10 protein-coding genes and 4 tRNA genes are annotated in these 14127 nt (G+C 53.6%); 10 read left to right on the top strand and 4 right to left on the bottom strand.

Annotated elements, in window-relative coordinates:
* The 9 genes from wzxE (at nucleotide 1) to HV352_RS23150 (ending at nucleotide 6618) form a co-directional block, all read left to right on the top strand.
* Nucleotides 1-1251 carry a lipid III flippase WzxE gene (gene wzxE / locus HV352_RS23190; RefSeq protein ID WP_019078442.1) on the top strand — a complete coding sequence of 417 codons (1251 nt, stop codon included), beginning with the start codon at nucleotides 1-3 and terminating at the stop codon, nucleotides 1249-1251.
* Nucleotides 1248-2327: a TDP-N-acetylfucosamine:lipid II N-acetylfucosaminyltransferase gene (locus tag HV352_RS23185; RefSeq protein ID WP_016157842.1), complete on the top strand. Its 1080-nt coding sequence runs from the start codon at nucleotides 1248-1250 to the stop codon at nucleotides 2325-2327. Before wzxE ends, HV352_RS23185 begins: the two co-directional genes overlap by 4 nt.
* A complete protein-coding gene (wzyE, locus tag HV352_RS23180) occupies nucleotides 2324-3679 on the top strand; it encodes an ECA oligosaccharide polymerase (protein ID WP_016155117.1) in 1356 nt (451 codons plus the stop codon). The genes HV352_RS23185 and wzyE overlap by 4 nt, the downstream gene beginning before the upstream one ends.
* Nucleotides 3679-4419 carry a lipopolysaccharide N-acetylmannosaminouronosyltransferase gene (gene wecG / locus HV352_RS23175; RefSeq protein ID WP_047416501.1) on the top strand — a complete coding sequence of 247 codons (741 nt, stop codon included), beginning with the start codon at nucleotides 3679-3681 and terminating at the stop codon, nucleotides 4417-4419. The genes wzyE and wecG overlap by 1 nt, the downstream gene beginning before the upstream one ends.
* Before the next feature lie 278 nt (nucleotides 4420-4697).
* Entirely contained in the window at nucleotides 4698-6083 is a 1386-nt protein-coding gene (locus HV352_RS23170) for an amino acid permease (RefSeq protein ID WP_016157844.1), read from the top strand.
* A gap of 102 nt (nucleotides 6084-6185) precedes the next feature.
* A tRNA-Arg gene (locus HV352_RS23165) sits at nucleotides 6186-6262 on the top strand.
* Nucleotides 6263-6318: 56 nt separating this feature from the next.
* A tRNA-His gene (locus tag HV352_RS23160) sits at nucleotides 6319-6394 on the top strand.
* A gap of 20 nt (nucleotides 6395-6414) precedes the next feature.
* Nucleotides 6415-6500: transfer RNA gene (locus tag HV352_RS23155), tRNA-Leu, on the top strand.
* A gap of 41 nt (nucleotides 6501-6541) precedes the next feature.
* Nucleotides 6542-6618: transfer RNA gene (locus HV352_RS23150), tRNA-Pro, on the top strand.
* Nucleotides 6619-7077: 459 nt separating this feature from the next.
* On the opposite strand, the gene hemY is transcribed toward HV352_RS23150, so the two are convergent.
* Genes hemY through hemC form a run of 4 tightly spaced genes read right to left on the bottom strand, consistent with a single transcriptional unit; the run spans nucleotide 7078 to nucleotide 11155 of the window.
* Nucleotides 7078-8277, bottom strand: a complete 1200-nt coding sequence (gene hemY / locus HV352_RS23145) for a protoheme IX biogenesis protein HemY (RefSeq protein ID WP_047499566.1) — start codon at nucleotides 8275-8277, stop codon at nucleotides 7078-7080.
* A 2-nt stretch (nucleotides 8278-8279) separates the two neighbouring features.
* Nucleotides 8280-9455: a uroporphyrinogen-III C-methyltransferase gene (hemX, locus tag HV352_RS23140; protein WP_181635107.1), complete on the bottom strand. Its 1176-nt coding sequence runs from the start codon at nucleotides 9453-9455 to the stop codon at nucleotides 8280-8282.
* Nucleotides 9456-9476: 21 nt separating this feature from the next.
* Entirely contained in the window at nucleotides 9477-10217 is a 741-nt protein-coding gene (gene hemD / locus HV352_RS23135; protein WP_016155122.1) for a uroporphyrinogen-III synthase, read from the bottom strand.
* Complete coding sequence (gene hemC / locus HV352_RS23130; protein WP_016157846.1) at nucleotides 10214-11155, bottom strand: hydroxymethylbilane synthase; 942 nt, start codon at nucleotides 11153-11155, stop codon at nucleotides 10214-10216. Before hemC ends, hemD begins: the two co-directional genes overlap by 4 nt.
* A gap of 395 nt (nucleotides 11156-11550) precedes the next feature.
* Between hemC and cyaA the strand changes: the two genes are divergently transcribed.
* A complete protein-coding gene (cyaA, locus tag HV352_RS23125; RefSeq protein ID WP_019078435.1) occupies nucleotides 11551-14097 on the top strand; it encodes a class I adenylate cyclase in 2547 nt (848 codons plus the stop codon).
* The last annotated feature ends 30 nt before the right edge of the window (nucleotides 14098-14127 follow it).

Genomic DNA, 14127 nt, shown 5'->3' with positions numbered 1-14127 from the left:
ATGTCGCTTGCAAAAGCGTCCTTATGGACGGCGGCCAGTACGCTGGTAAAAATTGGTGCAGGTTTGCTGGTTGTGAAGTTGCTGGCGGTGTCGTTTGGACCGGCAGGCGTGGGGCAGGCGGGTAACTTCCGCCAGATGGTCACCGTGCTTGGCGTGTTGGCGGGGGCCGGCATTTTCAATGGCGTCACGAAATACGTTGCGCAGCATCATGACGATCCGGCCCGGCTCCGTAAGGTGGTCGGTACCTCTTCCGCGATGGTGCTGGGATTCTCTACGCTGATGGCGGTGATTTTTTTGCTGGCGGCCGCACCTATCAGTCAGGGATTATTTGGTCATACTCATTATCAGGGGCTGGTTCGACTGGTTGCGCTGGTGCAGATGGGCATTGCCTGGGCGAACCTGCTGCTGGCGCTGATGAAGGGCTTCCGCGATGCGGCGGGTAACGCGCTGTCGTTGATTGTGGGGAGCCTGGTGGGCGTAGCGGCTTATTATGGCTGTTATCGCCTGGGAGGGTATGAAGGCGCCTTGCTGGGCCTGGCGCTGGTACCTGCGCTGGTCGTAATCCCTGCCGCTATAATGCTGATTAAGCGTGGGACTATCCCCCTGCATTACCTGAAACCCTCGTGGGATAACGGTCTGGCAGGGCAGTTAAGCAAGTTTACGCTGATGGCGCTGATTACCTCCGTAACGCTGCCAGTGGCATACGTGATGATGCGAAACCTGTTGGCGGCGCAGTACAGCTGGGATGATGTGGGGATCTGGCAGGGGGTGAGCAGTATCTCCGATGCTTATCTGCAATTTATCACCGCCTCATTCAGCGTTTACTTGCTGCCGACGTTGTCGCGTTTGACTGAAAAGCGCGACATTACACGCGAAGTGATCAAGTCGTTGAAATTCGTGCTGCCGGCGGTTGCTGCCGCAAGCTTTACCGTCTGGCTACTGCGCGATTTTGCTATCTGGCTGCTTTTCTCCGCTAAATTCACCGCCATGCGCGACCTGTTCGCCTGGCAACTGGTCGGTGATGTGCTGAAAGTCGGCGCCTATGTTTTCGGTTATCTGGTGATCGCGAAAGCGTCGCTGCGGTTTTATATCTTGGCAGAAATTAGCCAGTTCATGTTATTGACGGCGTTTGCACATTGGCTGATCCCTGCACATGGTGCGCTGGGCGCGGCACAGGCTTACATGGCAACGTACATTGTCTATTTCTCTCTTTGTTGTGGCGTGTTTTTACTCTGGCGTAGGCGGGTATGACTGTACTGATTCACGTTCTGGGATCGGATATCCCTCACCATAACCAAACCGTGCTGCGGTTTTTCAACGACTCGCTGGCCGCGATGAGCGAGCACGCGCGCACGTTTATGGTTGCAGGTCAGGATGCCGGATTCAGAGAGAACTGCCCGGCGTTATCGCTAAGCTTCTATGGTGGGAAAAAGGCGCTGGCTGAAGCGGTTATCGCGAAAGCAAAAGCGGATCGCCAACAGCGTTTTTTCTTCCACGGTCAGTTCAACACCAGCCTGTGGTTAGCGCTGCTGAGCGGGGGAATTAAACCGGAGCAGTTTTATTGGCATATCTGGGGCGCGGATTTATATGAAGTCTCTAGTGGACTGAAATTTCGCCTGTTTTACCCCATTCGCCGTATGGCGCAGAATCGCGTGGGCTGCGTATTTGCCACGCGGGGTGATTTGAGCTATTTCGCCGAACAGCATCCGCGCGTGCGTGGCGAGTTGCTCTATTTCCCAACGCGGATGGATCCCTCGCTCAATAATATGAGCAACGCGTGTCAGCGCAGCGGCAAGATGACGGTGCTGGTTGGCAACTCTGGCGATCGCAGCAATGAGCATATTGCCGCGCTCCGCGCCGTCCATCAGCAGTTCGGCGACACGGTGAATGTGATTGTACCGATGGGGTACCCCGCCAATAATGTGGCTTATATCGACGAGGTTCGTCAGGCCGGCCTGGCATTGTTTAGCGCTGAGAATCTGCAAATTTTAAGTGAAAAGCTGGAATTTGATGCCTATCTGACATTATTACGTCAGTGTGATTTGGGTTACTTTATTTTTGCCCGTCAGCAGGGGATCGGTACCCTGTGTTTACTGATTCAGGCCGGTATCCCGTGCGTGCTCAACCGTGAAAATCCCTTCTGGCAGGATATGGTGGAACAGAATCTCCCGGTGTTATTTACCACTGATGAGCTCAATGAAGGCGTCGTACGCGAAGCGCAGCGCCAGTTGGCATCGGTAGATAAAAATTCAATCACCTTCTTTAGCCCGAATTATCTGCAGCCGTGGCACAACGCGCTGCGCATTGCTTCAGGAGAAACCATATGAGCCTGATGCAATTTAGCGGTCTGCTGGTGGTATGGCTGCTCTCCACCTTGTTTATCGCCACGCTGACCTGGTTTGAATTCCGCCGCGTGCGTTTTAACTTCAATGTTTTCTTCTCACTGCTGTTTTTGCTGACGTTCTTCTTCGGGTTCCCGTTGACCAGCATACTGGTGTTCCGTTTTGATGTGGCAGTGGCTCCGCCGGAGATCCTACTGCAGGCCTTGCTGTCAGCAGCCTGTTTCTATGCCGTCTACTACGTGACGTATAAAACCCGCCTTCGCAAGCGAGTCGAGGATAAGCCACGCAGGCCGCTATTTACCATCAATCGCGTTGAAGCGCATTTGACCTGGGTTATCCTGATGGCGATTGCATTGGTGAGCGTGGGCGTCTTCTTTATGCACAACGGATTCCTGCTGTTCAGACTGCAATCCTACAGCCAAATTTTTTCCAGTGAAGTCTCTGGCGTCGCTCTGAAGCGTTTCTTCTACTTCTTCATTCCGGCAATGCTGGTGGTCTATTTCCTGCGTCAGGACAGCAAAGCGTGGTTATTCTTCCTGGTGAGTACCGTCGCGTTTGGTTTGCTGACCTATATGATTGTTGGCGGGACGCGCGCCAATATCATCATTGCGTTTGCCATCTTCTTGTTTATCGGCATCATTCGCGGCTGGATTTCGCTGTGGATGCTGGCCGCCGCGGGCGTGCTGGGTATCGTCGGGATGTTCTGGCTGGCGCTGAAGCGTTATGGGATGAACGTTAGCGGCGACGAGGCGTTTTATACTTTCCTGTACCTCACGCGGGACACCTTCTCGCCGTGGGAGAATCTGGCGCTGTTGCTGCAAAATTACCACAATATTGAGTTTCAGGGGCTGGCGCCGATTGTCCGTGACTTCTACGTCTTTATCCCTTCCTGGCTGTGGCCTGGGCGGCCGAGTATTGTCCTCAACTCAGCGAACTACTTTACCTGGGAAGTGTTGAACAACCACTCAGGTCTGGCGATTTCGCCGACGTTAATTGGTTCACTGGTGGTGATGGGCGGGGCGCTGTTTATCCCGTTAGGCGCGATTGTCGTTGGACTTATCATCAAATGGTTTGACTGGCTGTATGAGTTAGGCAACCGCGAAACCAATCGCTACAAGGCGGCGATTCTGCACAGTTTCTGTTTTGGCGCTATTTTCAATATGATCGTGTTGGCACGTGAAGGGCTGGATTCGTTTGTCTCGCGAGTGGTCTTTTTCCTCGTGATTTTCGGCGTGTGTCTGCTGGTGGCAAAACTGCTGTTTTGGCTATTCGATAGTGCGGGACTCATCCATAAACGAATCAAATCGCTGCCCCGGACACAGATTGAAGGATCGTAATGACAGATAACACAACTGCGCCACTCTACTCGCTGCGCGGGCTACAATTGATTGGCTGGCGCGATATGCAGCATGCGCTAAATTACCTGTTTGCCGAGGGACATCTCAGGTCAGGAACGCTGGTGGCAATCAACGCTGAGAAGATGCTGACGGCAGAAGATAACCCTGAAGTGCGGGATCTGATCAACGCCGCTGACTTCAAATATGCGGATGGGATTAGCGTGGTGCGCTCAGTGCGCAAAAAATTCCCGCAGGCGCAGGTTTCACGCGTGGCAGGGGCTGATCTTTGGGAAGCGCTTATGGCGCGAGCCGGGCAGGAAGGAACGCCTGTCTTCCTGATTGGTGGCAAGCCTGAAGTTCTTGCGCAAACGGAAGCCAAACTGCGTGCCCAGTGGCGCGTGAACATTGTAGGCAGTCAGGACGGTTATTTTACCCCGGACCAGCGGCAGGCATTGTTTGAACGTATCCACGCCAGCGGTGCGCAGATTGTGACGGTGGCGATGGGCTCGCCGAAACAAGAGATCTTTATGCGTGACTGCCGGAAGACTCACCCTGAAGCGCTTTATATGGGCGTGGGTGGTACCTACGACGTCTTTACCGGTCACGTTAAGCGTGCGCCGCGAATCTGGCAGAGTCTGGGGCTGGAGTGGCTGTATCGCTTATTGTCGCAGCCAAGCCGTATCACTCGTCAACTTCGCTTATTACGCTATCTCCGCTGGCACTATACCGGCAACCTCTGACGCCCTCCCTCCTTTGATAAGTAGCGTGATCTGCTAATTACGCTACTTATTCACAACATAATCGCTGCTTTCTCACACAATCTATTTATTTTTTGAATGCTTTAATTGCCATTTAAGCGATTTTAGGAAACCATTCGCAACAATCATTGCAGTGCCGTGGTGTTTTTGACGCCAACCGTTAAGCGGTCGGTGCCGTATGGCCTGTTATGGCATAACAAGATGTACCCATAACGAGAACCGGTAATACCGGACAGTATGCAAACACAACAAGAGGATTTATGGCCGAGAACAAACCTGAGCTACAGCGTGGGCTGGAGGCTCGTCACATCGAATTAATTGCCCTTGGGGGGACTATTGGCGTCGGGCTATTTATGGGGGCCGCCAGTACCCTGAAATGGGCGGGACCTTCGGTTCTGCTGGCATACATTGTCGCCGGGCTGTTCGTCTTTTTCATTATGCGTTCTATGGGGGAGATGTTATTCCTCGAGCCGGTTGCCGGTTCATTTGCTGTTTACGCCCATCGTTATATGAGCCCCTTCTTTGGTTATCTCACCGCCTGGTCATACTGGTTTATGTGGATGGCGGTGGGGATATCAGAGATTACCGCCATCGGGGTGTACGTCCAGTTCTGGTTCCCGGAAATGGCACAATGGATACCCGCACTGATAGCTGTCGGACTGGTTGCGTTGGCAAATCTCGCCGCGGTTCGCCTGTATGGTGAAATTGAGTTCTGGTTTGCCATGATTAAAGTGACCACCATCATTGTGATGATCGTCATTGGATTAGGGGTGATTTTCTTCGGTTTTGGCAATGGCGGTCAGGCGATCGGCTTTGGCAACCTGACTGAGCACGGCGGCTTCTTTGCTGGTGGTTGGAAGGGCTTCCTGACGGCATTGTGTATTGTCGTGGCTTCTTACCAGGGCGTGGAGCTGATCGGCATTACTGCGGGTGAAGCGAAGAATCCGCAGGTCACGCTGCGTAGTGCAGTAGGGAAAGTGCTGTGGCGTATTCTGATTTTCTACGTCGGTGCGATTTTTGTTATCGTCACTATTTTCCCGTGGAATGAGATTGGCAGTAACGGTAGCCCGTTTGTTCTCACCTTTGCCAAGATTGGTATTACCGCAGCGGCAGGGATTATTAACTTTGTGGTCCTGACGGCGGCGCTGTCGGGCTGTAACAGTGGGATGTACAGCTGTGGGCGTATGCTTTACGCGCTGGCAAAGAATCGCCAGCTACCTGCCGCTGTTGGAAAAGTTTCGCGCCAGGGCGTGCCGGTTGCCGGCGTGGCTATTTCTATCGCGATCCTGCTGGTTGGTTCGTGCCTGAACTACATCATTCCCAACCCGCAGCGTGTGTTCGTTTATGTCTATAGCGCCAGCGTGCTGCCGGGGATGGTGCCGTGGTTTGTGATCCTGATAAGCCAGATACGTTTCCGTCAGGCGCATAAAGCGGCGATCGCCAGTCATCCCTTCCGCTCGATTCTGTTCCCGTGGGCGAACTATTTGACGATGGCGTTCCTGATTTGCGTATTAATCGGCATGTACTTTAATGAAGATACCCGAATGTCGCTGTTTGTTGGCATTCTCTTCTTACTGGCCGTGACGCTCATTTATAAGGTTTTTGGCCTGAATCGTCATGGCACAGCCCAAAAATTGCAGGAATAAGCGACAAAACGCACAAACCATGACCAAACGATAATTTATTTTAAAAAAGCACTAGACAGCAGACCGAGACCTCCGTAATATCCAGCCCCGCAACGGCGCTAAGCGCCCGTAGCTCAGCTGGATAGAGCGCTGCCCTCCGGAGGCAGAGGTCTCAGGTTCGAATCCTGTCGGGCGCACCATTTAGTAAGGTGCCGGAGCTGCGGTGGTTTTAATACCGCGTAAAAGATTTGCAGTGGTGGCTATAGCTCAGTTGGTAGAGCCCTGGATTGTGATTCCAGTTGTCGTGGGTTCGAATCCCATTAGCCACCCCATTAATTTAAAGTTGTGAAATGCGAAGGTGGCGGAATTGGTAGACGCGCTAGCTTCAGGTGTTAGTGTCCTTAGGATGTGGGGGTTCGAGTCCCCCCCCTCGCACCACGACTTAAAGAATTGAACTAAAAATTCAAAAAGCAGTAAAACGGCGAGTAGCGCAGCTTGGTAGCGCAACTGGTTTGGGACCAGTGGGTCGGAGGTTCGAATCCTCTCTCGCCGACCAATTTTGAACCCCGCTTCGGCGGGGTTTTTTGTTTTCTGATTTTCCCTTCTCAGCCTTTATTTCCCCGAATTTCCTGATGTCTTAAAAAGTCCGGTTCCATTGTTTTTGCAGTGCAATCGTGGCATGCCTTGTGCAATAATATACGGGTAGATGCTCATTCCATCTCTTATGTTCGCCATCTGGCCTCATAAACTCAGGAATGATGCAGAGCCGTTTACGGTGCTTATCGTCCACAGACAGATGTCGCTCTGGCCTCATCAAACACCATGGACATAACGTTGAGTGAAGCACCCATTTATGTTGTCATACAGACCTGTTTAACGCCTGCTCCAAAAGAGCGGGCGTTTTTTTATGCATATACACCTCATCCTTCAAGTCGCCTCGAAGCATCTCGAATGATTTGGTGTATATGAAATAACGGTAGGCCCGGTAAGCGAAGCGTCACCGGGCAAGAAGGAATTACTGTGGGGGATTGTTGTTCTGCAGCGTCAACATCAGGCCATCACGACGCATGGTGGCGGCTTCTTCCGGCTGATGCAGTCTGTCCAGCGCGTCAGCAAGCCAGGCGTAGTCATAGGCATCTGGACGCTGTTTGAGAGCGGCACGGAAGGCGAACGTGGCTTCCTGCCATTCGCCGTGCTTCATTAGCGATTGGCCCAGCGTGCTCCACAGTAATGGGCGATCGCCGACGGCTTTAATCTGCTGGCGCAACACTTTTTCTATCTGTTCCGGGTTGTTGGTTTTCAGACGCGGGATCGGCAGCACCAGGCGGTCGTCATACTGGCGTTTAAGACCATCAATGATGACCTGCTGCGCCGTATCGTGATCGTCACACTCAATCAGATGTTCAGCCATTGCCACCTGCAGGGCAACCTGGTGACGGGTTTTACGGTTCTGGTTTTTCCACCATGCACGTAGCCCCTCGCTGCCCTGATCGGCGCGAACCTGATCCATCAGACCAACCCATGCCTGCTGTTCCAGCATCGCGCGGTGCTCGTCATCACCCACGTGCGCTTTTGCCATGGATGGAATGATATCCAGTAACGAACTCCATGCACCGGTACGAATGTAGGCCTGTTCAGCCAGACGCAGCACTTCCGGATGACGTGGCGTCACTTCCAGCAGTTTATCTACGCTGTGGCGTGCGGCGTGATTTTCATTACGTGCCAGCTGCAGGCGAACACGAGTGATTTCTACCGGGATCGTATCATTTCCGGCCAGTTCGGTAGCACGCTCAAGGTGTTGGTTGGCACGTGCTTCGTCACCGCGCTGTTGAGCAGCTTCTGCCGCCAGCAGGTAATTCACTACCGGCTGTTCTGCATGATCGGCGTTTTTCGACATCAGCTTTTCAACCTGCTGATAATCGCCTTCTGCCAGCTTGAGCAGCGCCTGCTCCGTCTGCTTACGGGCGCGACGACGCTTCCGACCGACAAACCATCCGCGGGTATGCGCGCCAGTGCGGAAAATTCGGCGCAGCAGCCATTCAATCGCAAACAGGACGACCATTGCGACGATCAGAATGATCACCAGCCCCGTCACGCTGGTTTCGATATTGTAATTATCCGTCTGGATCAGTACGTAGCCCTGATGACCGGCAATCATTGGACCGACAACGATCCCGGCGATCAATAGCACAAAGAGCAATAATACTTTTAGCATCATTATTCTCCTTGCGGCGCAGTTGCCGGAGTTTCAGCTGAAGGCGCAGGAGCTGCTGCAACCGGCGCTGTGGCAGGCTGTGCCAGTAAATTACGTACGCGGGTCTGCATGAGCTTGTCGAGAAGCGCCTGGCTCTGCAGCGTTTCCGGTACGTCCATGCTGATGCTTTGTTGGCTCAGTTGGTCTACCTCTTCAAGGAAAGCTTTGGTGGCTGCATCGTCGGTGTCGTAGTAGGCGCGCACCCAGGTGGAGACGTTTTCCAGCGCCTGGCGATATGTTTCCTCCTGATGACGCGGCACGGCCTGGGCGGCCACTAACAGGCGAGAACGGATATTTTCACGTAAGTAAACGTCCTGGTTCGGTGCCAGCAGCGGGACGGCGGTTTCATCACGACGGCGAACGGTGATAAAGCTGTCCATAAAGTTCTGCCAGCTTTTTTGCAGATTGACGCGCCATTCGCTGATCGAGCTGGAAAGCTCGCTGCTGTCGGAATCCATCGGCGAATCGTCGGTATCGTTGTCGGCCAGACGCAGGTTATCAATCTGGTTAGAGAGCTGATTCACTTTCAGGATAATGCCGTCATAGTCGACCTGAGTCACCGCAGAGAGGCTCGCGATATCGTCGGTAATCGCGCGACGGGCGGTAATCAGGCTTGGGTCATTCATATCCGCCAGACTGGCGTCAGCGCTTTTCAGCAGCGCCGCGGCGGTAGTAACGTCCTGATCGCTCCATAATTTGCGACCGGCCAGTTTCACCAAGAAATCAGCCTGCGCCAGCAGCCACGTCCCGGCATCGCTGCCGGAGATAGTGGCGACTTTTTGCTGGACTTCGTCAAGCTGTTTGACCAGCGCGGCTTGCTGGCGAGCGGCTTCATCCAGCTGCGTTGCCTGCTGTTTAATAATGTCTTCCAGCTCAGCTTTTTGGCTTTCTTGCGCTTTTTGCAACGCTGTAAGCTGGTTCGCCAGCGCATCGCTGGTTGCTGTCTGCGTTGTTGCCTGCTGTTTCCCCCAACCGTACAGCCCAACGCCTGCAGCCAGCGCAATAGCAATCGCCACAGCGCTCAGAATCAGCGCAGTGCTGTTCTTACTCTTTTTTTCAGTATTGACTGGCTGTGACGTGGTTTCCACGGCCTCCCTGGTCTCTTCAACCACGGCGGAGGATTTTTCTTGTTCCGTCATTATGGCATCCCATTATGAGAGTTATTGTAATGCGCGTAGTAGCGCATCGTTGTCGGCGTTATCAGCGACCTTAATATCTTGCCAGCCCAGTTCCCGGGCGAGGTGCGCCAGACGCTCACTGACGACCAGCAGCCGACAGCGTAGTAACCAGTGCTCACGATACCACTGCGGAATGAGCGACCAGAGCTGTTGTAGCATCTCTCCGCTGGTGACAACCACCGTGGTCACACCACGAGATTGCCAGCGCATCGCTTCTTCTGCACCATCGTAATATTTTGCACTGCGTTGATAACATTCACAAAAATCGACATCAGCTCCGCGTGCTGTCAGGGTTTCACCTATCAGCTCACGGCCACCATTGCCGCGTAATATAAGCGCGCGTTTTCCCGCAATATTTTGTAATTCAGGTAATTGTAGCAAGACTTCGCTAATTTCCCGATCCAGAGGGTAGTGAATATTGAAACCGCTAACGGTATGCAGCGCCAGCGCCGTTGTGCGACCAATGGCAAAATAACGCGGAAGGGAGGGCCAGCTTTTCCCTTGTTGCTGAAGCTCGGCATCTGCAAAGGTGACGGCGTGCTGCGAGAGGGCGAAGACCAGATCGTTTTCCGTCAGCGCCGACAGTCGGGAAGCAAGCGTTGCCAGTTCCCGACCGGGCGAAAACTCGATGAGCGGAAAGCTCCAGGCCACCTGCCCCAGTGTGCGCAGACGGCTCACTAACTCTTCCCCTGCGGGAGACGGGCGGGTGACCAGAATACTCATGCGGGGGCTTCTCCGTTGTAAACTTCAGCCAGAATGGTGCGCGCACCGTTCTCCAGCAGCTCTTCAGCCAGAGAGATGCCCATCTGTTCAGCTTCCTGCGCGGCGCCGCGACGTTCTCCGCATACCATCTGCGAACCGTCAGGCGCGCCGACCAGCGCCCGCAGCCAAATCTCACCGTTAATGAGTTCTGCATAACTGCCGATAGGGACCTGACATCCCCCTTCCAGGCGGGTATTCATGGCGCGTTCGGCTTTGACGCGCAGCGCCGTCTCTTCATGGTTGAGCGGCGCTAACAGCGCCTGAGTGCGCATATCATCCAGTCGACATTCTATGCCAACTGCGCCTTGCCCGACAGCGGGTAGGGAGACTTCCGGCGGCAGAGCGGTGCGGACTCGCGACTCAAGGCCTAAACGTTTTAATCCGGCGACCGCCAGAATAATGGCGTCATAATCGCCGTTATCCAGTTTGCTCAGACGCGTACCTACGTTACCGCGCAGTGAACGGATGACGAGATCCGGGCGACGCTTTGCCAACTGGCACTGGCGACGCAAACTGGATGTCCCGACGATACTGCCTGCCGGGAGTTCATCCAGCGTGTTGTACTTATTTGAGACGAAAGCATCACGCGGATCCTCTCGCTCGCAAATGGTGACCAGTCCAAGACCGTCAGGGAACTCAACCGGCACATCCTTCATGGAATGCACGGCGATATCGGCGCGTTTTTCCAGCAGCGCGACTTCCAGCTCTTTAACAAACAACCCTTTCCCCCCGACTTTCGCCAGCGGGGTATCAAGGATCACATCGCCACGGGTTACCATCGGAACCAGTTCCACGATCAGACCGGGGTGGTTTGCCATTAAGGCGTCTTTGACATAATGTGCCTGCCAGAGCGCAAGGGGGCTTTGGCGTGTGGCAATTCTCAAAACATTGTCTAACATGCTTGTTACCGTCATTATCAATCATTGACCATCCTAACATCCTTATCAAAGGGATGTCAGCGTTACGCTCAAACGTGAGTGAGAGGAAAAGGCGCTGCATCATCACTGGCAGTGAATAATGACGAGAAACCTCCCGACCGTATGAAGGAATTTACACGTAACGAACGGTGCTACACTTGTATGTAGCGCATCTTTCTTTACGGTCAATGAGCAAGGTGTTAAATTGATCACGTTTTAGACCATTTTTTCGGCTGTACAGCATAAAAAAATATGGGCGAAAAAACAGGTAACGGTTATTTTTGACATACGGTTTATCCGAATTGATGACGATTATTGTGAGCGCTTGTGCCGCAGCAATCGACAACATGACGGATAGCAACATCAGGCGATACGTCTTGTACCTCTATATTGAGACTCTGAAACAGAGACTGGATGCCATAAATCAACTGCGTGTGGATCGCGCGCTTGCTGCCATGGGACCTGCCTTCCAGCAGGTATACAGTCTGCTGCCGACATTATTGCACTACCACCATCCGCTGATGCCGGGTTACCTTGATGGTAACGTTCCCAAAGGCATATGCCTTTACACGCCTGATGAAACCCAACGCCACTACCTGAACGAACTGGAACTGTACCGCGGTATGTCACCGCAGGATCCTCCCAAGGGCGAACTGCCTATCACCGGCGTTTACTCAATGGGCAGCACCTCTTCGGTAGGGCAAAGCTGTTCCTCTGACCTTGATATTTGGGTCTGCCATCAATCCTGGCTGGATAGCGAAGAGCGCCAGCTGCTGCAGCGTAAATGTAGCCTGCTGGAAAGCTGGGCCGCCTCGCTGGGCGTGGAAGTCAGCTTCTTCCTGATTGATGAAAACCGTTTCCGCCACAATGAAAGCGGCAGTTTGGGTGGTGAAGACTGTGGCTCGACGCAGCATATCCTGTTGCTTGATGAATTCTATCGCACCGCTGTGCGTCTCGCGGGTAAACGTATTCTGTGGAATATGGTGCCGGGCGACGAAGAAGAGCATTACGACGATTACGTCATGACGCTTTACGCACAGGGGGTGTTAACGCCAAACGAATGGCTGGATCTCGGCGGACTCAGTTCGCTCTCCGCCGAAGAGTACTTTGGCGCCAGCCTCTGGCAGCTGTACAAGAGTATCGACTCCCCGTACAAAGCGGTATTGAAAACGCTGCTGCTGGAAGCTTATTCCTGGGAATACCCCAATCCACGCCTGTTGGCGAAAGATATTAAACAGCGCCTGCACGATGGCGAGATCGTCTCTTTTGGTCTCGACCCTTACTGCATGATGCTGGAGCGCGTTACCGAGTACCTCACGGCGATCGAAGACCCGACTCGTCTGGATTTAGTGCGTCGATGTTTCTACTTAAAAGTGTGTGAGAAACTGAGCCGCGAGCGCGCCTGTGTGGGCTGGCGTCGTGAAGTATTAAGTCAGTTAGTGAAAGAGTGGGGCTGGGATGACGCCCGTCTGACCATGCTGGATAACCGCGCTAACTGGAAGATTGACCAGGTACGCGAAGCGCATAACGAACTGCTCGATGCGATGATGCAGAGCTATCGTAACCTGATCCGTTTTGCCCGCCGAAATAACCTCAGCGTGAGCGCCAGCCCGCAGGATATCGGCGTGCTGACCCGTAAGCTGTATGCCGCGTTTGAAGCATTGCCAGGTAAAGTAACGCTGGTGAACCCGCAGATATCTCCGGATCTCTCGGAACCGAATCTGACCTTTATCCATGTGCCGCCGGGCCGTGCCAACCGTTCGGGTTGGTATCTCTATAACCGCGCGCCTAACATGGACTCGATCATCAGCCATCAGCCGCTGGAATATAACCGCTACCTCAATAAACTGGTGGCGTGGGCCTGGTTCAACGGCCTGCTGACCTCGCGTACGCATTTATTTATTAAGGGCAACGGCATTGTTGATTTGCCGAAGCTGCAAGAAATGGTCGCCGACGTGTCGCATCACTTCCCGCTGCGACTGCCAGCGCCAACGCCGAAAGCGCTCTATAGCCCGTGCGAGATTCGCCACCTGGCGATTATCGTTAACCTTGAATATGACCCGACGGCAGCATTTCGCAATCAGGTGGTACATTTTGATTTCCGTAAGCTGGACGTCTTCAGCTTTGGTGAAGAACAAAATTGCCTGGTGGGTAGCGTCGACCTGTTGTACCGCAACTCGTGGAATGAAGTGCGTACGCTGCACTTCAATGGTGAGCAGGCGATGATTGAAGCGTTAAAAACGATTCTGGGCAAAATGCACCAGGATGCCGCGCCGCCGGATAGCGTCGAGGTCTTCTGCTATAGCCAGCATCTGCGCGGTTTAATTCGCACCCGCGTGCAGCAACTGGTGTCTGAGTGCATCGAGTTGCGCCTCTCCAGCACCCGTCAGGAAACCGGACGCTTCAAAGCGCTGCGCGTTTCTGGTCAGACGTGGGGTCTGTTCTTCGAGCGCCTGAACGTCTCGGTACAGAAGCTGGAAAACGCGATTGAATTTTATGGCGCGATTTCACATAACAAACTGCACGGGCTTTCCGTTCAGGTTGAGACCAATCATGTGAAACTTCCGTCAGTGGTTGACGGTTTTGCCAGCGAAGGGATCATTCAGTTCTTTTTCGAAGAAACGGGTGATGAGCAGGGCTTTAATATCTACATTCTGGATGAGAGTAATCGGGCTGAGGTGTATCACCACTGCGAAGGTAGCAAAGAGGAGCTGGTACGCGATGTCAGCCGTTTCTACTCGTCGTCGCACGATCGCTTTACCTACGGCTCCAGCTTCATCAACTTTAACCTGCCGCAGTTCTATCAGATTGTGAAAACCGACGGGCGCGCGCAGGTGATCCCGTTCCGTACCCAGCCGATTAGCGCCGTGCCGCCTGTCAGTCAGGAAAACGACACACCGCTGTTGCAGCAGTATTTCTCGTGAGCATGATGCCGGATAAGCGAAGCGTATCCG

Origin of the sequence: Citrobacter sp. RHBSTW-01044, from assembly GCF_013781945.1 — a bacterium.
GTDB lineage: Bacteria > Pseudomonadota > Gammaproteobacteria > Enterobacterales > Enterobacteriaceae > Citrobacter > Citrobacter braakii.
This window is presented reverse-complemented; position numbering and strand designations above follow the sequence as displayed.